Source organism: Leptospira mayottensis 200901116 (assembly GCF_000306675.2).
In the GTDB taxonomy this organism is placed as follows: domain Bacteria; phylum Spirochaetota; class Leptospiria; order Leptospirales; family Leptospiraceae; genus Leptospira; species Leptospira mayottensis.
On the sequence record NZ_CP024871.1, the window covers coordinates 2,304,688 to 2,328,969 of the forward strand.

The window sequence follows — 24,282 nt, forward strand, 5'->3', positions numbered from 1 at the left end:
TTTGCGCATTCGCAGGTATAGGTTTTTGGATATAAGAATTTTGTACCGTGTTCTTTCGGACAACGGAAGCAGAATCGATATGTACAGTTGGGACCTCACCTTCTTCTCTTATAAGGTCCAAATTTTCCTTATAGATATGACCGATTCCTTGTTGGACAGAACCGGGAACCTTTGCTAGATTCGCATTTCTTAAAGTAGGTTTTTCTTCTTCACCGACTTTCAAAAAGGAAGGATTCTTCCCCAAAGAACCGCTTTCAGAAGCTAAGGAAGAAGTTTCCATAAAACGATTCACGTTTTCTGGATTTTCTAATCGGATTTTATCCAAAATATCCGGAGTGGTAGCCTGTTCGATCCTCTTAACAAGCTCTTCCACCTTGAGAGTCATCTCTTTAAAAGTGAGGATCCTAGAACCAATTAAATCCACTTGCCTGAGTGATTCCGTTTCCAACTCGTCCACGAAATCCCGAATTTCTTCGTTGATCCGTTTCAACATATGAGTGCGAATTTTTTCGGTTACTTTCGAAGTGATCGTATAATATAAAATTACGGAAACGAACGCATTGATCGCTAAAACTGCAAATAACTCCATACCTTTTTCTCCCGGTACCGTCTCCAACAACATTCCTTCGGAAAAAGTTTAAGCGAAAAATTCGATTCTACCTCGATTGGTCGGTGCGTTAGACTCTTTTTGGCCGTCGGCGGAATAAGTCTCGCTCCTATCTTCTGAGGCCGGCTTGTATGTTTTTAACCGGTCCTTAATTTGGTCTATTTTTTGATTTCTGGCAAAGGCCATTTTTTCCCTGGATTCAGGAGAAAGGGAAAAAACGTCTGTATACAATTCGACCGCATATTTTCTGGTATCATTGTATTCCTTAACCATTCGAGCGGTTTCGGAAATCATATGAGGCATGGTGAAAGGATTTTCTACCTGCTGTCTCCGGATCATATCCGGAGCCTGACCATAGCCTAAAAAAGTATCGCTCAGTCTCATCTAAGGTTTAATTACTACGATTTCGTTTTTTTCTCCAGTCTTTTTTATCAGGTTCCGGATCTTCGTAAGGGACCTGGCGGATCATCCCGTTCTCTTCTACGAAAGTTTTATTCTTAATCTCGTTTCTCGTTTTGAAATCCGAGTTACGGATCCTCATAGTCACTCCACCGTAGAGAACTTTTTCGATACTGATTCTGCCATAAGAGGACTTTTCTTCCATGTAGTTTTTGAGGTTATTGATTTCAGTCTCAAATTCCTGAATCCGAGAATCGAGCTTTTCCACCGCTTTTTGCATTTTACCGAGTTGATTTTCATGCTCCTCCGTAAAAGAAGCAGGGTCAGATTCCTTTCTGGCTTGAAGAGTTTTAAGACTTTTAAACACCTGTTCATGTTTCGCCTGACTTTCATGCATTTTGGACTCGTAATCCGCGATTTGTTTGAGAACTTTCGGATCAATTCCCACTACTAGCTCAGTCGCCGGATTTGCGGAAGAACCGATACTTCGTGCAGCGATCAATTCGGAAGCGCGAACCGTTCCACCCACGATCTGACCTCTTTTCCCATTGCAGAGAATTTTCCCGCCCGCACTCACGAAGGAATGTAAAATTCCCTCTTGAACAAGAACGTCTTTTTCGGTAATTACAGTTGCACTTTGTATGAACTTTGCGATTACGTTTCCTCCAGTGGATTCTATATGAGCGTCTTCTCTACCGGAAATCCCTTGACGGATGATAATGTCACCGTCGGCTTCTACTCTTGCCTTTTGAACGGTTCCGTAAATTTCTATATTACCCGCGGCCTTGACGGAATAATTATCTTCTACGTTACCCGTAATTACGATCGAACCGAGAAATGTAACATTACCGGTTTTGATACCAATATCTCCGTTAACTCTATATACAGTTTCCACGGAAAGTCTTCCAGTTGCAAAAAGAACCTGCCCGTTTACTTCCGCTGTCAGTTTACTTCTGTCTTCGGAAAGAATCGTTCCCTTACCTTGTTTGAGATCGGTATCCGCTCCGTCCTTTGCGGGAAGAAGTTCATTAAAAAGAGTACGGCCATATTTTCCTTTTTCAGCGGGAATTTTTTCCGCGAGTAATTGACCGACGACCACGTTTTCGATCAAATCCAAATCCTTGAAATCCACTCTACCCGCTTCGTCTTCTCGAAAAGAAACGTTTTTGGAAGTCCGAACGTGGTAGATAACCTGGGCATTTTTCCCATTGATCGGATAATCCCCTTCCGCGGCGATAAACGGTTGATTGAAAAATTCGTCCTCAAGCTTTCTTTGAATTTCTTCTTCTTTAAATCCGTATTTAACGCCTGCATTTTTTAGTTGATTGACGATATCCCGAACTTCAAGGTCCCTCCCGCCGGGTCTAGGAGGAAGAATGGTAACTTTGGCTTTCATCTTGTCTGAAGAAATATCCAAAATGAGTTTCGCTTCCATTCCTGATCTCGGTTTTTGTTCCGAGATGAGAACTGATTCTCCCTTTGCCTCTTTTATAATTTTACGGACGAGTTTGTTATCCTCTCCGGAAACCCCTTTTAACATGAGTTTTTTAGAGACATCGTCCACATCCACGAAACGACCTTCGCCTAACGGCGGAAAAATGGTAAGATATACTCCGTTGCGTAGAATCTGAACCAGAGCTTTGCCGTCCTTGTCTTTGGGTTGAATGAACTCTTTAAGATCCTTAGACATAAGTTTGCCGGAACCGCCGGTAAGCTTTTGATCGAGTTCGGTGAGTTCGTCGAGAAAGGTGTCTTCCGGAAGAATCGAAACTCGGATATGCCAAGGTTCGTGCCCGAAAAGTTTTTTCTTTCCACGTTTTAAGACCACATAATCTAATTCGTGGATTTGTTTTTTAAAGTGTTTTGATGCGAGCCGGAGAGAATTTTCCAACGTGTCTCCATATACTTCGACCTGTTCTTTCTGGATTCGATCCAGCTCCCGGCTTTGGTCTTCTAAAAATGGAATTAGGGAACCCATATTCTCCGTCCTAGTAAATCGATGATTACTTGCGAGAAATGACGGATTTTACTTTACCGAGTTTACTTCTCAACCTGGAAACCGCTCTCGTATGTAGCTGCGAAATTCTGGATTCAGTTACTTCTAAAACCTCGCCGATTTCCTTTAAAGTTAGATCTTCGTAATAATATAATACGATTACTTTTTTTTCCTTTTCAGGAAGAGTTTTGATCGCTTCCACGATCACATTTTTGATCTCTTCCTTTTCGATGATCGTGTCAGGATTCATATTCATCGGAGACTCTAGAGTTTCCATAAAAGAAACTTCGTCGTTCTCATCTCCAAGAAACCAGATATCATTCAAAGATACGAGGGAAGTTCCGCTGATTTTCGTAAGAAGAGAATTATATTCTTCCATGGAAATTCCCAATTCTTTTGCAATCGCATCGTCGTCGACTTGCTGGCCTTCTTTGTTCTCCAACATTCCGATAATTTGTTCGAGTTGTTTTGCTTTTTGGCGAATGGATCTAGGAATCCAATCAATCGAACGCAGTTCGTCGAAAATACTACCTCGAATCCGAGTCATCGCATACGTTTTGAATTTAATAAGTCTATCCGGATCGAATTTTTCAATCGCGTCCAGAAGTCCGAAAACTCCGTAAGATACAAGATCGTCGAATTCAACATTTTGAGGCATTCCGATCGCGATTCTGCCGGCGACGTGCTTGACTAGAGGAGAGTATTTTTCTACAAGATAAGATCGGATGTCCTGATCTTTGGTATCCCGATAGGATTTCCATAGCTCAGTCTCATCCTGCTGGTTATATTTCTCATATTTTTTGGACATAAGCTCGGATCTGGAAAAATCTTGACCTTCATTCTAAAGTGTCGAGCTTCTCAGAAAATTGCAATAGCATTTTTTAAGGCAAAAACGGGGAAATCAAGCAGTTTTTTGTCTCATTCGATTCCTAAAACCGAATGGCAGAAATTTAAAAAGAAATAACTATTTTTCACCCATATCATCTCGAGCCAGCATCGTACGAATTGCTTCCGCCATCAGTTTGGGCTCATTTTTGATCGCTATATTTTCGACCATAATATGATCGCCGAAATTGCCGCTTTTTTGAGGTTTCGAAGCCGCTGCTACAAATACTTCCGTATTGGAAGGCTCGTCACTCGAAGAAAATTCAGTGTCACCTGCATGACTTGTATAATCGTACCCTCCTACTCCGATGCTTTCCGAATTGGAAGCAGCAGGAGAAGCCCCTTCCCCAATATTGGAAAGAAAATTCAAAAACTCGGGGACTTTTTTTTCCAAAAACGCGTGCACTCCGAACCCGAAAACAGCAAACGCAATCATGGAAAGAATAGTTACAAAAATAATATGCCCGAAAGCATTTCCGATAAAAAATCCGCAAAACGAGCTTACGATCAAAGCGATAAGGGCAAAAACGCCTATGAATAGGATCTGAAGATTCAAGGACTATTCTTCGTCGCTCGTATCGAATTCTTTATTCCGGACATCCATAAAGTTAAAAAACTTTTTGAAGAACCCGCTGATACCGGCATCTTCCAAGGGTTCTATTTCCTGATTTAAAAGGGAATACGTTATACGATTCAGGCACGCCGCCGCCTTACTTTTCGGTGAACCGATGATATATGGCTTTTGTTCCCGAATACTTTTTTCCACTTCCTCATCCTGAAAGATAAATCCTAAATTTTCGACCTTTACTTCAAGAAATTGCCCGCTGATATCGATGACTCTATCTGCGACTTTTTTCCCTTCGATCGCACTTCTTACTCGATTTACGACCATCTTCAAATTTTTATCCCTGCTTTGAGATACGATTGCCTTGATCAGTCCGTAAGAATCGGTGATCGCCGTAGGCTCCGGAGTCGTAATCACGATCACATCGTCTGCGGGAAGAGTCAGACCAATGACGTTCGAACTGATTCCAGCACCAGTATCAATGATCATAACATCATAATTATCTAATTCGGAGAAACCTTTGATCAGAGAATTTCTTTGGGTATCGTTTAAGTTTGCAAGTTGAGAATATCCAGAAGCCCCTGCAATGATATCCACTCCTTCTGGAGTTTGAATGACGATATCCTTCAGGCTTTTATGACCTTTGACGACATGATAAAGATTGTATTTTGGAATGATCCCAAGAATTACATTTACGTTAGCAAGCCCCAAATCCCCGTCGAATACGAGGACTTTTTGTCCGGCTCTTGCCATAGAGATGGCGAGGTTCACAGAGACGGTACTCTTCCCAACTCCTCCCTTCCCGGACGCGATAGCAATGACCTTTGTCCTGGGCTTTCTGGATGACAGAACTTTTAGACTCGTATTTCCCTCGGTGAGTTTCCGTAAATGAGCCGCCTGATCCATTCTTTACCTCTTCAAGAGCTTTCGGATCAGCTCCCCGTGACGGTGAAAACTTCTCCTCTTAGCTCAGCAATTTTCTCCGAAGTTACCACACACTCGGCCATCAAATTTTTATCGGCAGGAAGAATGTCGAAAGGAACTTCCTGACCCACGCTGAAGTATGTGAAACTCTTAGAGTATGTATCGGCCAGTTCGAGAAAACTACCTAAAAAATCCGCCTCATCCAATTTTGTGAGAAGAATTCTTCGATAGTTTAAAGACTCGTAGGCTTTCAATACTGTGTTCGTATGATGGTAGGAAGAAATGGCGGAAAGGACAAGAAGATTTTCCACCGAGTCCCTTTCTCCGAAACAAGAATGCAATGAATTCATTCTTTCCAGTTGTTCGAGATTTCTATGACTGTAACCCGCGGTGTCGATAAGGATCAATTCCGAACCGTCTCGGGCCAGAGTTTCTTTGAATTTTTTTATGTCTTTAACTGGATAAAACGGCATTCCCATGGTGTCTGCGTAACGTTTAAGTTGTTCAATCGCGGCGATTCTATAATTATCCGTCGTATAAAGCGACACGGATCTCCCCATGTGTAAGAAATATTTTGCGGCGAGTTTTGCGATACTTGTCGTTTTACCGGAACCCGTAGGCCCTACGAGGAAAACCACTTTTCTCTGATTTTTTCCGGTCCCTCGAAAAAGGTCCGGATCCACGCTGACCCTTTCGACAAGCACTTGAGTCGCCCTTTCGGAAACAGCGTGATTACGCCCTTGATCGATCGGGGAAAGCCTTTCTTCGATCTTGGAAAGAATTTCTTCCACATAACCCTGGCTCATTCCTTCCCGAACCCATCTTTCTCCTAATCTGCTCAAGGGAGAATCTTTTTTCCCTCGAACAGTAAAAGTCTCTTTTCGGCTCGGAGAATTTCTTTCAAAAAGTTCCCTTTCGAAGGAAAGACCGACTCTTTCCGGTTCAGTCATGACTTCTTCAAGTTCTGCAACGGTAGTAGTAGTTTCCTTTTCTTCTAAAGCTCTAGAAAGAGGCTTTAAAGTTTGGAGTGTTTTCTTTTTCTCCGGAGTAACGTAAGACTTTTGTTTTAAAAGATCCTTTAGATCCTGAAGTTTACGTTCTATTTTTTCACGAGAAGCCTGTTTTTCCGGAATCCCAATCTGAATTTCGATCATCTTCTTAGCGAGAAGCCCCGTTCCCATCACTCCGCCTTCGGTAACTACGGTTTGAGAAATTACAGTCGCTTCCGAACCGTACTTCATTTTCATTTCCATCAAACAGTCTTGGTAACTTTTGCCACGAATTTTAGCGAATTCCATATTTAACTCCCTGATCTTTTCCTTTTAGAAAGATTGAATATTCCAATAACATCATGTTTCTTCCTCTACTCCCACGGTTTGTATTTGAGGAAGTTTTAGTTCGGCCTCTATAACCGAATCCACGGAAGAATGTATTTCTTCGTACGCAAGAACTCCAAAATTCCGAGGAGGAAACTCCTTTGCGAGTAAATACGAAAATGGTAAACGTACCTCCCGGTTTACTACAAAAATCGGAAACTTTCCTTCGATTCGAAAATTTCGATAGAGTTCGGCAACGCTATCAATTAATCGTCTGTAAAAATCGGGGGCCAAAGAAAGAACGTCTCTGTTTTCGATTCTGTCCTGAGTGATCGATTTATTAAGCCGATCGAGGATCCTACTTTCAAGAGTGATCACCCGAAGTTTACCGTCCATGGAAAGATAATCTTTCACCACGGTTCTTGCAACGGCCTGTCGCACCAATTCCGTGAGTATATACGGATTCTGATACTTAGATAAATTGTTTGCAATCGATTCAAGTATAGGTACGAGGTTTCTGATTCCAAGGCCTTCTCTAAGAAGATTCTGTAACACTTGTTGGATGATTCCTAGGTTACCCGGTTTGTCCGCGTCCAATTCTCCAATGAGTGTCGGATAACTCGCTTTGTAATGATCCAGAAGTTTTTTGACTTCCTCTCTTCCGAGTAAGGTAGATGCGTGTGTCGCCAAAAGTTCTTTTAAATGTGTAACAACCACGGTAGACGCGTCGACCACGGTGTAACCCTTCGCTTCGGCCTCTGACTTATCTTCGGAGGAAATCCACTTCGCCTTTTGACCGAAAGAAGGTTCCAAGAAATCCTCTCCTTGAATCGATTCCGCCGTTCCCGGACTTGTGTTGAGAGCCATCAACTTGTCCGGCTTTACCGTGGAAGTTCCCACCTCAGTTCCGTTAATCTTGATCGAATACGTATCCGGATTCAAATCCAAGTTGTCCAAAATTCTCACGGGAGGGATTACAATTCCGTTGTCTTGAGCAAACTTTTTTCTGAGATTGCTGATTTGGTCCAGCAACGCTCCCCCTTGGGAAGTATCGACTAACGGAATTAAATGATAACCGACTTCGATTTCGATCGGATCAGTCCTGAGTTCTTCGTAAAAATCTTTCGGTTTACGATCCTGACCGGATTCTTTTTCTTTCTTCTCAATCGATTCGAGCTGCTCCTTGACAGTTTGCTCAAGCGAATATCCCAAGTAAGCGATCCCCGCCGAAAGAAGAACCAAAGGAATAAACGGTAGTCCCGGAATAAACGCGGAAAATCCCAAACTTCCCGCAACCACATAAAGAACCTTGGAATTACTGAAGAGCTGACTTTTGAACTGAGTGGCAAGATCCGATTCGGAACCGGAACGAGTGACAATGATACCAGTTGCGACAGTTGTTAACAGCGCGGGAATCTGAGATACGAGTCCGTCCCCTATGGTGAACTTTCCGTAGGTTTCAATGGCCTGGGTGAAGGATTCTCCTCGAATCGAAGAACCGATGATCACTCCGCCTAACAGATTAATGGCGGTGATGATAAGTCCGGCTCGTACATCTCCTTGAACAAATTTACTCGCTCCATCCATGGAACCGTAAAAGTCCACTTCGGCTTCAATCCTCTTTCTCCTTTTTTTGGCTTCCTCCTCATTGATATTTCCGGAAGAAAGTTCCATATCGATTGCCATCTGCTTGCCCGGTAAGGCATCCAAAGTAAAACGAGCCGCAACTTCCGAAATCCGAGTCGCACCCTTTGTGATCACGAGAATCTGAACAAGAACGAGAATAATAAATATGATAAATCCCACCACATATTTAGAAAGTCCTGACTCGCTTCCTATGATAAAAGACCCAAAAGCATCAATGACGTGACTGTTCATCGCAGGACCCTTAGAAAGGATTTGTCTCGTAGTCGATACGTTGAGCGCAAGCCGATACAACGTAGTAATGAGAAGTAAACTCGGAAAAATCGAAAAGTCAGCAGGTTCGTTGACCGAAAGCGAAGTTAGAAGAACCAAAAGCCCAACTGCCAAACTAACAATAATCAAAATATCTAATATAAGTCCGGGAAGAGGAATAACGAGCATTGCGACGATCGCAACGGCCCCGACTCCTAAAATTACGTCGGATTGATTCCACCATTTCTTTTCCATAATTTCCTCTTATACGGCTTTCCGGAAAGATTCCAAACGAGAGAGAATGGTTGCGATCGCACGATAGAATTGCTGTGGAACTTCCGCCCCAAGTTCCACTTCTTCGTAAAGTCCTCTAGCTTGAATACGATCTTCCACGGTGGGAACTCCATTTTCTCTTGCAATTCGAATGATAAGAAGCGCAAAGTCGTCCACACCCTTTGCAATTACGATCGGCGCTTTGTGAATTCCGGGTTTGTATTCCAGAGCCACTGCAAAGTGAGTCGGGTTTGTAATGACAACGTCCGCTTCCGGAACCTTCGCGAGCATCTTTCGCTTATTCATCATATCCCGAGCGAGCTGTCTTCTTCTTGCTTGAAGGGAGCGGTCCCCGTCTGATTCTTTTGCTTCTCTCTTTGCTTCGGAAGGAGTCATCTTTAAAGACTCTTCGTATTCGTATCTTTGATATAAATAGTCTACGATGCTGATCGCGAGAAGAATAATCCCTACGACCAAAAAGATCTTAAAGGAACTACTCATCACGAGAGCAACTGCCTGTTCAAGTCCCATCTCTCCAGAAATAAGGATCGGAAAAAAATCCTTAATGATAATTATGTAAGAAACCCACGCAATCAATCCTACCTTTGCGAGGGATTTTCCCAAGTTAAAGAGTGTCTGACGTGTCGGAAGGACTTTCTTAAAGTTGGGTCTGATCCTACTAAAGTTAAAACTCAAAGCGCGGGGTGTGAAGATAAATCCTACCTGTGCAACGTTCCCGATCACAGCGCCAACTAATGTAATTCCGAGCAAAGGCCAAAGTAAAGTGAATAAATCCGTGGAAGCGTTTTTTAAAAGTTCGGTCACGGACTCGGAACTGATATCGGTTCTAAGTCCCACTCCGTGAATATATTTACGGAGAATGTAAAACGTTCTCATGAAGAAATATTCTCCCATGAGATATATGAGGATTACCCCAGCGAGTAATACAACCGCTGCCGGAAGTTCTGGAGATTTGGGAACATTCCCTTTTTCTCGTTCCTCCCTTCTTCTCCGCTCGGACCCAGGCTCGGTTCGACCTTCATCTTCCGCTGCAAATAGTTGTAGATGAATTTTGAAATCGGCGGCGAGCGCGGTGGTATTTGTCGGAGTTCCTAAAAATCGAGCGATCCATAGAGAGCGAGATTGCCAACGAGCAACAAATGCAAAGGTTCCGATAAAAAGATTAAATTGTCGTTGAAGGAAAATTTTTTTTGTGATAGAGAAAAATCTACCGATTCTTTTCATCAGCCCACCTAACAAAGGAGAGGTTATATCTGCATTACAGAAGAATTCGGAATTACTGCAAAATCTCCAAACGATAATACGAATGTTTCTCCTAACTTCAAGAACTCCTTTCTTCCAGAAAGTCACCTTCATTGTTTCGGCCATCCTTGAAGCATCAGATTGACTTTATCAAAGGACAAATCGAAAGCCGCCCCCATCTGTGAAATTAGATAAGGGGTAATAAAAATCATCACGATCAAGCCGATCGTAACTTTGATCGGAAAGGATAGCTGCAATATATTAAGCTGTGGAGCGGCTTTCCCCATCAAAGCTTCTGAAACAGTTACGAGCAGAATGATTCCAAGAACGGGAAGGGACAACTTAAACGCGACGAGAAACATCGCTCCGACCGCGTCTTCCATTGCCCTGTAAATTCCGTTTTGAATCTCGGGAACAAATCTTAAAACCTGAATCTTCTCAAAGGAATATGCAAGACTTTCAAACATGATTCGATAGGCGCCTAAAGTCAAAAAGAGAAGCATTCCCAGAAGATTTTTAAGTGTACTGATCACAGGCAAACTAGTCTGGGTCACAGGATCCAAAATCTCCGCATAACCAAAACCCAATTGAACGTTAAAAAATTCTCCTGCCATTTGAAATGCCGCGAAGATCAAGCTAATCAAAAAACCGAGAAGCATTCCGATCAGAACTTCCGCGATAACCACAAGTCCATAGTTTCCCATATCTGCGGGAACAGGAGGCAAAAAACCGGCGGTCACCGGAAATAAAATCACGGAAACCAAAAACGAAAAAATCATCTTCTGAGGAACGCTGATCGACGGATAGGAGAATACTGGCGCAACGGACAATAACCCCATCAACCTTGAAAGGATCAGCAGAAAAGTTTGAAAATGATTGATAAAGTATTCCATAATATACTAAAATTTCTCGATCATCAAAAATAAATTCCGAGTATAATCCGTCATCGTCTGAATCATCCAAGAGGAAAAGATCACGATCACGACAAAAACAGCCACGAGTTTAGGAACAAAAGCGATCGTAGGTTCCTGGATTGAGGTAGTAGTCTGTAAGATCCCGATAACCAAACCCACGACCAGAGCGGTAAGGAGAATCGGAGACGAAATTTTCAGAGTGATATAAAGCGAATCCCGTATGAGAGTCATTGCGTCGAGTTCCGTCATTTATAACTCCGGACCAATTCGTAAACAATCAGGTTCCAACCGTCCACAAGAACAAACAGAATCAACTTAAACGGAAGACTAACCATCACAGGAGGTAACATCATGAGACCCATGGAAAGAAGCGCCGATGCTACCACGAGATCGATCACGATGAACGGAATGAAAATGATAATCCCAATCCAAAAGGCCTTTTTGATTTCGCTCAACATAAATGCCGGGATCAAAACGTAAGAAGGAACGTCGTCGAAGGATTCCACCTCTTCGACTTTTCCAATTTTTAAAAACAGAGCCACGTCTTTGGCACCGGAAGTTCCGATTTGGCGCATCATAAACTCACGAATCGGAACCATTCCTTTTTCAAAGAAAGAGTTCGTATCGATTTTACCTTCCAAATACGGAGTCAACGCTCTTTCATTGACCGTATTCAATGTAGGGGCCATGATAAAAAAAGTCATAAAAAGAGCGAGACCCATCATCACTTGATTCGGCGGAAGATTCTGAATCGAAAGAGCCCTTCTCACAAAATCAAGAACGATCACTATTTTCGTAAAGGAAGTCAGAGACATCACGATCGCAGGAGCCAGGGAAAGAATCGTAACCAAAAATAGAACCATCAAAGAAAGGCTCGTTTCTCTTGGGTTCTTCGCCTCGTTTACGTTGATGTTCAAATTAGGAATTGGAATTCGAGATTGAGCTCCCAAAAAAGAAGAACCTAGGGACAAACTCGCCACAAGCAGGAATATCCACGTTATGTTCTTGATAAGTTTTTTATGTCTCATTTTCACCTGAAGAATCTTTTCCTAAATTCCCGACTCTTTCAAGTCATTTCAAATCGAAAAGCCCGCTTTCAAGCGAGCTTGTTTTCTCTTTGAGTTCATCCAATTTCTTACGGGCCTGCTTTCGTTTCTCTTCCCGGGCGGCTTTCATCTTTTCGTTCGATTCCTCTCCGGAAACGGAAACCCGAGAATTCAAATCCTTGATCTGTTCGAGAACCGTAACTAAAAAACCTCCCTCAGGAGGCTGAAAGTTTTCTTTCTTTTGCAAAATCCTATGTTTGACTTCGATATCTGTAATCTCCGTAATCAAGTTGACTCCGTTGTCCGCAACTCCGAGGACCAATAACTTTCCGGAAACGTCCACGATCTGAATTTGTTTGTTCGGTCCGAGCATCATACTCGAAAGGAGGGTCATCTCACCCCGGACTGGGAGGCGACCTTCTCGATTTTTGGATACATATTTTAGAATATAATAAAGTGCTACACAAAGCAACCCAAGAATAAAAACAACTCGGAACAAAGTCCCGGCGATTCCGGGTCCTTCGTCTTGAGTTTTATAACGTTCCGCGACCGGATTTGTCTCCGTTTCAGCAGAATTATTTGGAGAAGATTTTACTCCGGCAGAAGGAGCTTCCGCTTTGGAAGAGTCGGTTTTTTTTACGTCGGAATTTGTTTCTAAATTCTTATTTTCATCTTTGGTAGAAGAACGACCCAACTCTTTTTTAAGAGCCTCGTCCATAAGCTCCCTTTCGGATTGAGCAGCCAAAGAAACAACAGTAAAATTGAATATAATTAAAACCGAAAAAATGGGAAAGACTTTCCTTCCATCCATTTGAAAAATGCCTAAGAAGCTCACTTGCCCTCCGGCTTGATCCGATCGGTAGGACTTACGATATCCGTTACGCGCACTCCAAAGTTTTCGTCGATAACAACAACTTCTCCTTTTGCGATCAGTTTTCCGTTTACCAAAAGATCGACAGGTTCACCCGCGAGTTTATCCAACTCGATGATGGAACCCTCACCCAAACCTAAGATATCTTTGATATACATCTTGGTTCTTCCTAACTCCACTGTTACGCTCATCTGAACGTCCATGAGAAGATTTAAGTTCGGAGTGTTGGATGCACCGCTTGCAGCTCCTAAATTTGGAAACGCAACCGACTTAACCGACATGGAACCTGGAGAAACTCCCATTCCCATCCCGCCCATTCCCATATTGCCCATATCTCCGCCGACACTCCCAGAACGGCGATAAAGATTCAACAAATCCGAGGCAGTGGATAGAGAGAGTAAGAATTGAACTCGAAAGGAAGGAATACTTTCGATGGTAAGGTTAAAAAAGACACGCACCATAGTTTCTCCGTCCGGTAAAACCAGTGCGGCAGGAGAAGTTACATTTCTAGTTTCAGAAGGAGAGCCATTTACCCCGCCTCCGGTTTTCGTGCTGATTTGAGAAATTAAGGCTCCCATTACAGGAGTAAGAGAATCTCGAAGTGTCTGTATTTGGGCTTCGTCCAGTTCTCCCGATTCAAAACCCCCCATCATAGAATTTGCGATTTTCACCGCATTTTCCGCAGACATCGTAAGAACGATTCTCCCGTTTACACTTCCAGACAGAGTCGAATATAAAAGAAAAGATCCCGATTTAAGTTCGGATTCCACATCCTTTCGAGACTTGGTTTCCACATTCGGGTTTAAAAACGCAGAAGAGCGAGAAAGAACGGCACCTAATGTATTCCCAGCGACTTGAAAACAGGAAGAAAGAAGATCCGACAGGATATCCCGATCCACAGGAGACATTCCTGGAACTTCTTTTTGTGTAGCACTAGATGCCACCGCACCCGAATCAAATGAATCACTTGCTCCGGCGAGTAATGCGTCAATCTCTTCCTGTGAAAGGGAACCTTCACCCATTTTGGGAACTCTCCCGGGAATTTTAGTTTATGGGACATAAGAAAAGGATTTTTGTCACCCCTTTTTTTCTTCCCAGCCTGATTCCATCTAATTTTCGGGCGAAAACAACCTTTTTTCAAAAAAACAAACCGAGCCCTTATCTTCGACTTAGAACCTCTTAAAAACCTTAAAAAAATATCTCTAAACGATCCAGCAAGTTTCTACAAAACGTGGGAGTTCCTACAGATTACTCACATTGGCGGTTTTTCCTGTCGTTTAAGATTGTAGTAATTCCTACATTTTGAAGTTTTGAGACGGGCACTTAAGTGAGTTTCCATAAATTTTATCTCTAGTCGCAGCTTAAAATGCTTTTGCGGACCGAGCAGACTCGCGGCATCCCCGCCCCGCGCCACTTGAACTTCGAACAAGACTATTCTGACCAAAGCCTTACATGTCGATTACGGAGCTTTATCCACAAGCTTCGATTCTGATTCAGGCTTTCATCTCCAGTTTAAAATGTAGGAATTACAGTTCTTGAAATTCTGCAGATTATATACGAACCCCAAGAAATTGACCGATACTTAATCGATCCGAGTCGAGACTACTCATAACTTTCTCCAAAATTATTGAAGTCCGAGCGAGTCTTTTGTCAAACACCGCTCGTTTCCCAAGCACAAACTTGATAATGCCCTACGGTTTATGCTGGGAAAAAATGAACGTTTTTGTAGGAAAAGTCGAACAACTAAGTCATTCAAGTCGATTTTTTTCATTCAAAATTCGAGTGAATGAATCTATCAATCCTCCTTCACAAGCTCCCCTCCCAAACCATCCGCAAACATTCTCAAAGAATCATAAGAATAAATTCCCGTTTGATGATTGTCGCTCCAGATTGGATTGATCGCGTATCTTCCGACTTTGTTAACGGAATAAAGCCGAATTGACTGGATCGCCCCGGTAGTAGTTCCTATTTTTCCTCCGTGTCCTCCTTTACAAACGACACAAGGACAACGTTTTCTAAGATCCAACAAATCAAAGACCGAAGTCACTCCGTCTTTCCAAGTAATCTTCAGATAGTTTTCATCAAAATCAATCTGATCGGGCGTAGTCGCTTTTAAACTCAGCTGCATCATTTTTATCCATAATTACGCGTTTCCATCGAAATGGTTCATACGAGTAATTTCAAAATCGCATTTGGCATTTTCTAATCGTTCTTATATTATTTCAGTATCAGATTGTTTTCCAAAAATAAAATCCTAACTTCAGATTCACAAATCCTTACAACCTATTATCCTAAATCTTTTCTTGATTTACAGACGACGATCTTTCAAAGGTGAATGGAAAGTTTTTGAAATAACTCCTAACTACTTAGGAAGTTTACATTTTTTCTCTCCAAATCTTCCGATCGTGGTTCCATAAGTAATTTTCTCATTCACGGTTAGTGCATCGAACTGAAAAGTATCTTTTTCCATAAGAAGAATCACCGTTGATCCCATCTCAAACCGTCCTAGTTCAGCTCCCTTGCCAATCATGATCGAAACTTCCTTATATTCTACGGTTCTCGCAGTTCGAATGAGACTGTTCGTCACGATCTTATTGTCGTAAGTCACTCGAATTCTTCCTACATTCGAAGCTCCCACCTTGATGACAGCTACCTTTCCATACTCGGTCTGTAGATAGGTGATCAATCTTTCGTTCTTCGGAAAAAGCCCTCGAATGCCAAAAACCGCCAGCTCGTTTACCGGAAATAATTTTCCGGGTTCGTAGTAATAACCCAAAATTTTTCCATACGCTGGAGAATGAATCCTATGATAGTCCTGGGGTGAAAGATAAAACGTGATGTATTTTCCGTTCGTAAAATCGTCTATATACTTTGACCCGCCTCCCCCTAAAAGCTCCTTTAGATTATAATCAACTCCCTTAGCTTGAATGATAATCCTTTGATTGATATCCCCATAACCGGTAATTCTTGCATCCACTGGAGATACCATTTCATTGTCTGCGGAATCTATAATTCTAGCTCCTGCTTTTAAGGCTCTCGTGAAAAATGCGTTGAGAGAATTATATTCCTGGATTTCGAATTCCGCCTCATCAACGTTGATTTTATACGCTCTTGCAAATGCCTTCAGAATCGGGATCAAAAGAAAACGCGGAAGCCTGAAAGAAGCAAGAAGTCCAAATAAGAGAGAAAGTAAATTTTTAGGAACGATGGACAATATTAGAAGATAAAAATCCTTTAAAACTTCATATCTCGCTCCGCTTTCCGCTAAGAATCGTCTCAACTCCATTCTCGCAATTTTTTCAAGCAAAACCAAAGAAATTAAAACCGGAACGGCGGTAATGATCGAGAGAGAATACCCCAAACTGAAAACTTCGAAAAGAATTCGGTCTCCATTCTTCACATAGAGATAAGCGGCTGAAAGAATCGTAACCAGAAAGAGCATTCTAAAAAAGTTCGCAAACCTTTCCCCGAACATATAGAGTGCATTCTGCTCTCCCGTGTAAAACCAACCAGTGATCGAAAGGACCCCGAATAGCAAAAAAGAACCGAAAAAGGCGAGTTTTACGGGGCTGATATGTCCTTGAAACAAAGCGTTTAAGAATACAACTTGCTCTTCCATCTTAAACGCACCATAAGAAGAAAGCACGTAGATCACGAGTGTGGAAATGATGAAACCTTCGAAAAAAGTAGCAAGCATACTCACGAGACCTTGTTTTGCTGGATAATCCGTTCTTACGACTCCGGATAATCCGGCGCTTTTGCCGATCCCGGTTTCCGTGGAAACGAAGAACATTCCAGAAGCCATACCAAAAATTCTAGCTAGAACAAAACTTCCTCCCGTAACCGCAGCCGCAGGTTGAAACGCTTCTTGAAACGACAAACGGAGAAAATACTTAAAGTCCATCAGGGAATTTTGAAACAAAAAGAAACATCCGAAAAAAAACAAAAGAATCCCAATCGGAGCCAGATACGCCGAAACTTTTCCGACTCTTCTCACCCCACCTAACACGATAAATACGAGAATCACGGATAACAAAAAGGGAACCGTCATTCCAGTTATCTCAAAAGCTCGATTTGTGATATGAGTCACATATAACATCGGTACCGCTCCGCCCATCACGAGTACCGTCAAAAGCCCTACGGTCGCAAAACTCATCGCGAGCCATTTCGCTTTCAGCGCTCTTTCAATGAAATACATCGGACCGGAAAGATATCTTCCGGATGCGGCTTTGGTTCTAAAACGAATTGCGAGTGTGGAAGAGACAAATCGAAGAGGCATGATGAAAAAGGAAGAAATCCAAATCCAAAATAAAACTCCCGGCCCCCCGATCATCAAAGCCAAAGCCGAGCCGATCACCGAGCCCGGAACGAGGGAAGACGCAGTTCCGGAAAAAAACGCTTGTGAGTGAACCAACCTTCCGCGGGAACCCTTATGATCCATATTGCCCGAGAAAATTTTTACGGCGAGAAAGAAAAACCGGAGTTGTGGGAAGCGAAGTCTGAACGTTAGGAAGATCCCGATAAAGCTCAAGAAGTAAAAAAAGAATCTGACTAAGTCCCAATCGAAAAACTGAAAAAAATGAAATTGCAACATGATCCTACCCGATAGGAAGAAAATCCGCTTTGTATAGAAGCCCTTGCTATAAATTCTGTAATTATGAGGGCTACCAGCAAAATTTTCGGGATCTTCTTGAGTGTCTTATTTTTTTTCCTCTTTCCCGAATCCATTTTAAAGGCGGAAAGCGAATTTCCCAAAACAAAAGCTCATTCTACCAAACCCGCGTTGGAACTACCAAGCCTAGAGGAACATTACTGGGAATTTGGGCTTAGAGCAGGAATCGGATATAAAGGAGAAGATAGACTCAATTCTTTCTTGAGAGGTTTTACCGACACCTACGATCCTAGAGTCGCTTCCAAAACCGTACTCGACCCTCCGAACCGTATTGCTCAGGGAGAATTATTCCTTCGTAAAAAGATCTCTTCCGAAAGTTGGGCCGGACTCATCGGCGGTTACAGAGAATGGCAAAAGTTTGGATTGAAACAATTTTCTTCGGAACCTTTTTACACGGATTTAAGTTTTAAACTTTCGAATCCTTACTTTCTTCTAATGTATTGGCACGAATGGAATTATAAACGCTGGATCTTTCAAAGTGGTTTTGGAATCGGAATGTCTCAAGTATATTGGGATTCCAAAGGGTACGCAACTTCGGTAAAAGAAACCTTTCGCCAAGAAGGTTCTTTGACCGGAACTGGAATCGAATTCCGTTTGGAAGGAGCCGTCAGCAGAAAGATCGCCGAATCCACAAACCTTCAACTGGGAGTTGCGCTTTCCTGGATCAACATTCCTTCCTTATCCGGAACCTTTAACGGGGAATCTGCGAGTTTTTATCTGAGCGAAAACGGAAATGTGACCCTTCTTACCGAATCCACAAACCAAACCGCGATGTTAGTGACCCGCCAATTCTCTCGCAAATTAGAATTTCAAGTTTTGACAACTACATTGTTCTTCGGAATCGTTCAAAAATTTTAGGGTTTGTCCCAAAGTCTCCACGATCTTTTACGTTGTTTAAAACTTTGATGCGCAATCTTCTTGTTTTGGGACAAGTTCTTAGTTTTTTATTTTTTGAATATTCAATCTTTATTTTATAGAAGCGAGTGACGCCTGCGTCTTACCGACAATTGTAGAAAATTTCTCTTTTCAACGGAGATTCGTCCACAAAGAAACGATCCAAATAGCATGTTTAACGAGCAATATGAAGGCTTTGGTGAAGGACAGAAAATCAAACACGAAGAAACTCAGATCAAAAAATTCATCCAAAAGTTAAAATCGGAAGGGAATGAAATCCATTGTTGTTACGAAGCAGGGGTCATCGGTTATCCACTTTACAGATATTTAAAGTCTTTAAGAGTGAATTGCACAATCGTAGTGCCTGGAAGGATACCGAGGCAAAATAGCGAGATTATTGCGAAGTGGAATATTGGAATCGATTCATGTTCCGAGTGAAGAAAACGAAAGCGATAAGAGATTACTTGAGATCTGTGACAGTCTTCGTTTGGATTTGGGAAGGAATCGTCAGAGGTTGATGAAGTTTCTCTTGAGAAAAGGTATAAAGAGTTTGTCCAAAACCCTAAAAGAGGGTGTCAAGCGCGCTTGTGTAAATGACTTATGAATTAAGCAAAAGTAACAAGGATAAATGAGCAAACCGAAAACATAATAACCAGAAAGGCCTATCATGGATCCAATTTCCGTAAGCACTTTTTTCGTTAAGTTATATATCATTATGAGTCAAGTTATCATGTGGTAGGATTGTTAATTCGATTTCTTATATTCTCTTACGTATATCAAACCATTGAATCTTGAAATTACTCAGATTGTTTTTTGATGAAACTCATAAAAAGTGAGTAAAAAAAATGGAAGGTTGTTGTTATGAAGAAAAGTTTTTTAATCCTGACTTTTTTATTTTTGTTTCTGCAAGGCTGTATGGTTTGGCCTATGCTTACGGGAGCTACAGGGCTGGCCGTTAATAAAAAAAAAGGAAGTTCTCGCCTTCTTCTGCCGTTTGGATCTTCACAAAGTTCGCTAAAACGGATTGAAATTACAACAACCGAATCTTCCATCGCAAAAGGCACGAGTACTCAAATTCAGGTAACCGCAATTTTTGAGGACGGAACTCATTCGGATATTACTTCTTCATCCACTATCCTTTCTTTAAACTCTTCAATTTTGGATTGTCAGTCCTCAGTTGGAACCGGAATCGAAGTGGGAACTTCGAATATCACTGCAAAATATCAAGGACAAGAAGCTTCTACTTCCGTGCAAGTAACGAATGCAGCGTTGGTATCTCTTCAACTTGTTGCCGCAAGTTCTGGAGCTTTGCCCGTAGGCTTTACAAGGGGATATTCCTTGATTGGAATTTTTTCGGATCATACTACTCAAGATCTGACTTTGAATCCCGGTGCTATGTTAACTTCTTCCAATCCTGTAGCAGCAGCTTTTGCACCCGATGGCAAAAGTCTTACAGGAATAAGTTATAGTTCTACGACTACTCTCACTGGTTCTTTCGGGGGGAAAAGTGTATCCTTAGTTGTAACTACCGCTGCAGTATCTCTGGTATCGATTCAAATTACTCCCGTAAATCCTGGAGTTCCTATCGGTGGAAACAAACAATTTACTGCAACTGGAATCTATTCGGATAATTCTACGCTGGATATTAGCACACAAGTTGTTTGGAACTCTTCCAATACTTCCGTTGCTACTCTCAGCGTTTCCGGCCTTGCATCTTCTTTAACCACGGGAACTTCCACAATATCCGCTTCGAACGGTGCAATTACGAGTAATACTCAAATACTTACAGTCACTCCAGCTGAGTTGGTTTCTATTTCCGTTACTCCTTCCAATCCTTCCATAGCAAAAGGTTTGACACAACAGTTTACCGCTACCGGCACGTTTACGGACCATTCTACATTAGATATTACTTCTCAGGTCAATTGGACTTCTTCCAACAATGGGACGGTTTCAATTTCAAACGCGGTTGGGGGAGAAGGGAATTCTACGGCGCTGACTCTGGGAGCAGTTACGATTACGGCGGATGTGGGTGGAATTTCAGGCTTTACGAATATGACTGTCACCAACGCGACTCTCGTTTCTATTTCCGTTACACCTGCAAATCCTTCGGTGCCGAAAGGTCTGACTCAACAGTTTACTGCAACTGGAACGTATTCCGATAGCTCTACCCAAGATCTTACTGCTGCTGTGGTTTGGTCTTCTTCTTTGGTTTCTAAGGCAATCATTTCCAACAGTGGCGGAAACGAGGGGATGGCAAATACCATTGCAACCGGCACTTCTACGATTAAGGCTACACATTCCAGTGGAATTTTCGGAACCACAACCCTTACAATCACTGCGGCGGTCTTAATTCTATTCAGGTAACTCCTACGAATCCTTCTGTAGCCAACGGATTTACGAAACAATTTACTGCAACTGGAACGTATTCGGATAATTCCACACAGGATTTATCCTTAGTAGCAACCTGGGCATCTTCTTTTGGAGGTATTGCTCTCATCTCCAATGCGGCCGGCAGCGAAGGACTTGCTACTTCTCTTGCAACTGGAACGACAAACATTACTGCGAGCTACAATTCAATCGTAAGCCCCACTTCGACACTTACGGTCACTCCGGCCGTTTTGGTTTCAATTGCGGTTACTCCCGGAACGCCTTCCAAAGGGAAAGGTTTGACACAACAATTTACTGCAACTGGAACGTATTCGGATGGTTCCACTTCGAATCTGACGAATACCGTAACTTGGAACTCCTCCGATTCGTTTGTTGCCAGCATTAGTAATGCGGCGGGAACTCAAGGAAAAGCGAATGCTTTGGAAGTCGGGACTATCAACATTCAAGCCGTTTTTGGCGGTATTACGAGCAACGCGTCTACCTTTACGGTCACTTCTGCGAGTCTCGTTTCGATTTCCGTTTCCCCGGCAAATCCTTCGGTTCCAAAAGGTTTAACACAACAATTTACCGCAACAGGAACTTACTCCGACGGATCCACTCAGATCGTTACGGATTCAGTTACTTGGTCGTCGTCTGCAACTGGATTTGCTACGATTTCCAACGCAGCCGGTTCGCAAGGATTAGCTACCACAGGCAATGTAGGCGCTACTACAATTACCGCCACGGACGGATCCATTTCAGGAACTTCTGCGTTGAGCGTCACCGCGGCGAGTCTGGTCTCTATCTCTGTTTCTCCAACGAATCCTACGATTGATTCTACCACTACGAAACAATTCTTTGCGACTGGAACGTATACGGACGCTTCCACTCAGGACTTAACGACAGCAGTAACTTGGAGTAGCTCGAACGCTTCCGCAACCGTTTCCAATGCGGCAGGTTCGGAAGGGCTCGCAACTGGTGTGACTGCAGGAACCCCTTCGATTCAAGCGACTTTGAATAGTATCGTTGGCAGTACTACTCTTACGGTCAATACGATCGATTTGACGCCTCCGACCGTTCTTTCGGTGATATCTCTGGCGGCAAGAACCATACGTGTCATATTTTCGGAACCAGTCAACGTAGCTCAGGCGACAAATGTCGCAAACTATAAGATTGCGAATTCGGCGACTTTGAATTCTACCGCTCTCTGCCCCGATAACGCAGACTTTACGAACAATACTCAAACTGGAACATTTAATATTAGCAGCATCGCAGGTTCCGGAAGTATCTATACGATCACTCTCAGTAACGATCAAGTATCGGGAGCTCCCTACTCACTGCTTGTGAATAAAACAGGCATTAAAGATCTTGCAACTACACCCAATGCTTTCGGTTGTCCGAATAGCGCGGACTTTATCGGACAGGAAAAGATCAAAGTATCTTCCGCAACATGCAGCGGCTTGAAAGAAGTGACGGTTGCATTTTCCAAATCGCTTCTTCCAGGAACGGCAGTAGGCGGAGCAGAATGCACCTCTGCTGCAGAGTGCGCCAAACGATACAAAATCACCGGCGTTTCTGCCATTGGAAATATTACGAACGCTAAAATATTGGACGGAACCGTATGCAACGGCGCTCCAGCCGATCCAACCAAGGTATGCCTAACGCATTCTTTGGATCAGTTCGGCGGACAATACACGATCCTTGTGGCGAATAAGAAGGACGGAGACGGTTTTGACAATCTGGCCTGGGGTGCGCTTCAAAACCAAAATGCAGATGAGGATCTTCAGACTTCGCCTAAAGATAGAACTAGCTTTATCGGATGTGGAACCGCTCCAGTTAATTTTGTAGATGGTCCGATCGCAGTAGATCCGTTTGGCGATACTTCCAGCTTTGGATATATCACCAATTACAATAACAAGATCTACATCGGTCCTAACGGAGGAGGAAATCAAGCGGTTCGATTTAATTTTGACGGCACCGCTCCGGAATCTGTATCGTTTTCCTTTCCAGGAGGCTTTAATAACACTGCAAATTCTCGGGACGGAGGGATTCCCGTACCAAGACACGTGACCATCGGACATACAACGTGTACAACTAACAATGCGGATCAGGCCACTGGTTGTGGTCCGGACAACGAGGACGGTAGAGGCGTTTTCACTGCAGGCACGTTAGGAGGAATTCCGCACCTTCTGATTGCAGGAGCAAGATCTCTTACAAACTTCAACTTCATTTATTATACTTCCGATACCGATGCCGGTTTGGATTTTAAATCGATTGATACTGGAGGGATTACCGGAGGTCAAGCTATGGGGGCTTCCGCATTATCCATCTTAAACGATCGGATCTATGGTGGATTTGCAAAGAAAAGTGCGGCGGCTTCATTCAATGCTCCGGACTTCGGAAAAATTTCCTTCAACACCGCAGATGGTGTTCCTGAAGGTGGTCATTGCACTGTAGGTTCCCCTTGCGCAGCCAGTACGAATACAAATGGTGCTTACTTTAGTATCAGCTGGATGCCTCATTTTGGAGGGGGAACTGCCGCTGGAGATAACAACAGTCCGAACTGGGCTCGACTTGTCGGAGTGGATTCTATATTCCCATTCAATGGACGAATTTATGCGGCCAACGGAGGAAATAATGCTGTAGGGCATAACGGAACGATCATCCGCTCCAACAACGGAAATCCTAAAGCCTGTGCAGGCGCCAATAATTGTGCCGATTGGACGGAGATTGGACCGAGAACGAACGCGAAGTGGCATAACGGAACTTCGTATTTTTCTCTCGAATTGACCAAAACTTATGATTTGATTCCTGCGGATAGAGCATTTGCTCAATTTGCTGAGTTTAACGGAAATCTTTATGTGACAAGAACGCTTTGTAATACTGCAGAAGCTGCGCTTGGATTTAAAGCTTCCGTAGCCAACATAGCAGGTTGCACGAATGGAACATTCAATAATCGCAAACTTCAACTCTGGAAATGCGATCCGACCAATGGCGGGGCCGATGCCTTGAATTCTACAACCTGTGAAGCGGACGAATGGTCCGTTGTCGGAGACAATGGTACCGGTCTCACAAACTTCGGCAATACGAACAATCACAGTATGACGATGCTCGTAACCAATGGAAGCCATCTCTATATGGGTTTTGACAATACAGCTGGAGTTCAGATCTGGAGAACCAAAGCGGGTGTCACCAATCCGGGTGCAAATACTTCCGACTGGGAACAGATCGGAGGAAGCGGTCTCGGAGACGCTGCCAATAATACCCAGATCTTTTCCGGAACTTCTGCCAACACAACCAATGGAACCAAATACATTTATGTAAGTGCCGGCAAGGGTGGAATTCCGATGCGAATTTTCAGACAGCAAAACAACTGACGATGGATTGTTTAAAA

At 42.9% G+C, this 24,282-nt stretch carries 18 protein-coding genes and 3 pseudogenes; 5 read left to right on the forward strand and 16 right to left on the reverse strand.

Annotated elements, in window-relative coordinates; genetic code table 11:
* Positions 1-90: 90 nt before the first annotated feature.
* The 16 genes and pseudogenes from LEP1GSC190_RS21080 to asd all read right to left on the reverse strand — a co-directional run.
* A pseudogene (locus LEP1GSC190_RS21080) lies at positions 91-589 on the reverse strand (hypothetical protein); the annotation flags it as partial.
* A gap of 48 nt (positions 590-637) precedes the next feature.
* Positions 638-991: a hypothetical protein gene (locus LEP1GSC190_RS10460; protein ID WP_002747993.1), complete on the reverse strand. Its 354-nt coding sequence runs from the start codon at positions 989-991 to the stop codon at positions 638-640.
* 7 nt (positions 992-998) lie between these two features.
* Positions 999-2,984 carry a FapA family protein gene (locus LEP1GSC190_RS10465; protein ID WP_002747888.1) on the reverse strand — a complete coding sequence of 662 codons (1,986 nt, stop codon included), beginning with the start codon at positions 2,982-2,984 and terminating at the stop codon, positions 999-1,001.
* 25 nt (positions 2,985-3,009) lie between these two features.
* Positions 3,010-3,810, reverse strand: coding sequence for an RNA polymerase sigma factor WhiG (whiG, locus tag LEP1GSC190_RS10470; protein WP_002727432.1), 801 nt, complete (start codon positions 3,808-3,810; stop codon positions 3,010-3,012).
* A 156-nt stretch (positions 3,811-3,966) separates the two neighbouring features.
* On the reverse strand, positions 3,967-4,443 hold the full coding sequence (locus LEP1GSC190_RS10475; RefSeq protein ID WP_002747895.1) for a hypothetical protein: 477 nt from the start codon (positions 4,441-4,443) through the stop codon (positions 3,967-3,969).
* A gap of 3 nt (positions 4,444-4,446) precedes the next feature.
* On the reverse strand, positions 4,447-5,358 hold the full coding sequence (locus LEP1GSC190_RS10480; protein WP_002747794.1) for a MinD/ParA family protein: 912 nt from the start codon (positions 5,356-5,358) through the stop codon (positions 4,447-4,449).
* Between the two features lie 26 nt (positions 5,359-5,384).
* Entirely contained in the window at positions 5,385-6,674 is a 1,290-nt protein-coding gene (flhF, locus tag LEP1GSC190_RS10485; RefSeq protein ID WP_002747784.1) for a flagellar biosynthesis GTPase FlhF, read from the reverse strand.
* A gap of 51 nt (positions 6,675-6,725) precedes the next feature.
* Positions 6,726-8,843 (reverse strand): flagellar biosynthesis protein FlhA, encoded by a 2,118-nt coding sequence (gene flhA / locus LEP1GSC190_RS10490; protein ID WP_002747809.1) that lies wholly within the window; start codon positions 8,841-8,843, stop codon positions 6,726-6,728.
* 9 nt (positions 8,844-8,852) lie between these two features.
* Positions 8,853-10,238 (reverse strand): EscU/YscU/HrcU family type III secretion system export apparatus switch protein, encoded by a 1,386-nt coding sequence (locus LEP1GSC190_RS10495; RefSeq protein ID WP_002747753.1) that lies wholly within the window; start codon positions 10,236-10,238, stop codon positions 8,853-8,855.
* A complete protein-coding gene (gene fliR / locus LEP1GSC190_RS10500) occupies positions 10,235-11,017 on the reverse strand; it encodes a flagellar biosynthetic protein FliR (RefSeq protein ID WP_002747835.1) in 783 nt (260 codons plus the stop codon). The genes LEP1GSC190_RS10495 and fliR overlap by 4 nt, the downstream gene beginning before the upstream one ends.
* A 6-nt stretch (positions 11,018-11,023) precedes the next feature.
* Positions 11,024-11,287 (reverse strand): flagellar biosynthesis protein FliQ, encoded by a 264-nt coding sequence (gene fliQ, locus LEP1GSC190_RS10505; protein WP_002747735.1) that lies wholly within the window; start codon positions 11,285-11,287, stop codon positions 11,024-11,026.
* Positions 11,284-12,072 (reverse strand): flagellar type III secretion system pore protein FliP, encoded by a 789-nt coding sequence (gene fliP / locus LEP1GSC190_RS10510; protein WP_002747827.1) that lies wholly within the window; start codon positions 12,070-12,072, stop codon positions 11,284-11,286. Before fliP ends, fliQ begins: the two co-directional genes overlap by 4 nt.
* A gap of 37 nt (positions 12,073-12,109) precedes the next feature.
* Complete coding sequence (fliO, locus tag LEP1GSC190_RS10515) at positions 12,110-12,919, reverse strand: flagellar biosynthetic protein FliO (RefSeq protein ID WP_036035391.1); 810 nt, start codon at positions 12,917-12,919, stop codon at positions 12,110-12,112.
* Positions 12,916-13,977: a flagellar motor switch protein FliN gene (gene fliN, locus LEP1GSC190_RS10520; RefSeq protein WP_002747806.1), complete on the reverse strand. Its 1,062-nt coding sequence runs from the start codon at positions 13,975-13,977 to the stop codon at positions 12,916-12,918. Before fliN ends, fliO begins: the two co-directional genes overlap by 4 nt.
* A 773-nt stretch (positions 13,978-14,750) precedes the next feature.
* Entirely contained in the window at positions 14,751-15,083 is a 333-nt protein-coding gene (locus LEP1GSC190_RS10525) for a DUF971 domain-containing protein (RefSeq protein WP_002747969.1), read from the reverse strand.
* A gap of 234 nt (positions 15,084-15,317) precedes the next feature.
* A complete protein-coding gene (gene asd, locus LEP1GSC190_RS10530) occupies positions 15,318-17,549 on the reverse strand; it encodes an archaetidylserine decarboxylase (protein ID WP_036035388.1) in 2,232 nt (743 codons plus the stop codon).
* 63 nt (positions 17,550-17,612) lie between these two features.
* On the opposite strand from asd, the gene LEP1GSC190_RS10535 reads away from it, so the two are divergent.
* The 5 genes and pseudogenes from LEP1GSC190_RS10535 (at position 17,613) to LEP1GSC190_RS21095 (ending at position 24,265) form a co-directional block, all read left to right on the forward strand.
* A complete protein-coding gene (locus tag LEP1GSC190_RS10535; protein ID WP_036048247.1) occupies positions 17,613-18,485 on the forward strand; it encodes an LIC_11366 family protein in 873 nt (290 codons plus the stop codon).
* A gap of 148 nt (positions 18,486-18,633) precedes the next feature.
* Positions 18,634-19,068: pseudogene (locus LEP1GSC190_RS10540) on the forward strand (IS110 family transposase); the annotation flags it as partial.
* Between the two features lie 314 nt (positions 19,069-19,382).
* Positions 19,383-20,885: an Ig-like domain-containing protein gene (locus tag LEP1GSC190_RS21085; protein ID WP_002747839.1), complete on the forward strand. Its 1,503-nt coding sequence runs from the start codon at positions 19,383-19,385 to the stop codon at positions 20,883-20,885.
* Positions 20,876-21,058, forward strand: a pseudogene (locus tag LEP1GSC190_RS21090) (Ig-like domain-containing protein); the annotation flags it as partial. The gene LEP1GSC190_RS21085 and the pseudogene LEP1GSC190_RS21090, both read left to right, overlap by 10 nt.
* 129 nt (positions 21,059-21,187) lie before the next feature.
* A complete protein-coding gene (locus LEP1GSC190_RS21095; RefSeq protein WP_420844252.1) occupies positions 21,188-24,265 on the forward strand; it encodes an Ig-like domain-containing protein in 3,078 nt (1,025 codons plus the stop codon).
* The last annotated feature ends 17 nt before the right edge of the window (positions 24,266-24,282 follow it).

Excerpts from the sequence above, each read along its gene's own strand:
- LEP1GSC190_RS10460 (WP_002747993.1), bottom strand. The coding sequence starts at position 991 with ATGAGACTGAGCGATACTTTTTTAGGCTATGGTCAGGCTCCGGATATG.
- LEP1GSC190_RS10465 (WP_002747888.1), bottom strand. The coding sequence starts at position 2,984 with ATGGGTTCCCTAATTCCATTTTTAGAAGACCAAAGCCGGGAGCTGGAT.
- whiG (WP_002727432.1), bottom strand. The coding sequence starts at position 3,810 with ATGTCCAAAAAATATGAGAAATATAACCAGCAGGATGAGACTGAGCTA.
- LEP1GSC190_RS10480 (WP_002747794.1), bottom strand. The coding sequence starts at position 5,358 with ATGGATCAGGCGGCTCATTTACGGAAACTCACCGAGGGAAATACGAGT.
- flhF (WP_002747784.1), bottom strand. The coding sequence starts at position 6,674 with ATGGAATTCGCTAAAATTCGTGGCAAAAGTTACCAAGACTGTTTGATG.
- flhA (WP_002747809.1), bottom strand. The coding sequence starts at position 8,843 with ATGGAAAAGAAATGGTGGAATCAATCCGACGTAATTTTAGGAGTCGGG.
- LEP1GSC190_RS10495 (WP_002747753.1), bottom strand. The coding sequence starts at position 10,238 with ATGAAGGTGACTTTCTGGAAGAAAGGAGTTCTTGAAGTTAGGAGAAAC.
- fliR (WP_002747835.1), bottom strand. The coding sequence starts at position 11,017 with ATGGAATACTTTATCAATCATTTTCAAACTTTTCTGCTGATCCTTTCA.
- fliQ (WP_002747735.1), bottom strand. The coding sequence starts at position 11,287 with ATGACGGAACTCGACGCAATGACTCTCATACGGGATTCGCTTTATATC.
- fliN (WP_002747806.1), bottom strand. The coding sequence starts at position 13,977 with ATGGGTGAAGGTTCCCTTTCACAGGAAGAGATTGACGCATTACTCGCC.
- LEP1GSC190_RS10525 (WP_002747969.1), bottom strand. The coding sequence starts at position 15,083 with ATGCAGCTGAGTTTAAAAGCGACTACGCCCGATCAGATTGATTTTGAT.
- asd (WP_036035388.1), bottom strand. The coding sequence starts at position 17,549 with ATGTTGCAATTTCATTTTTTTCAGTTTTTCGATTGGGACTTAGTCAGA.
- LEP1GSC190_RS10535 (WP_036048247.1), top strand. The coding sequence starts at position 17,613 with ATGAGGGCTACCAGCAAAATTTTCGGGATCTTCTTGAGTGTCTTATTT.
- LEP1GSC190_RS21085 (WP_002747839.1), top strand. The coding sequence starts at position 19,383 with ATGAAGAAAAGTTTTTTAATCCTGACTTTTTTATTTTTGTTTCTGCAA.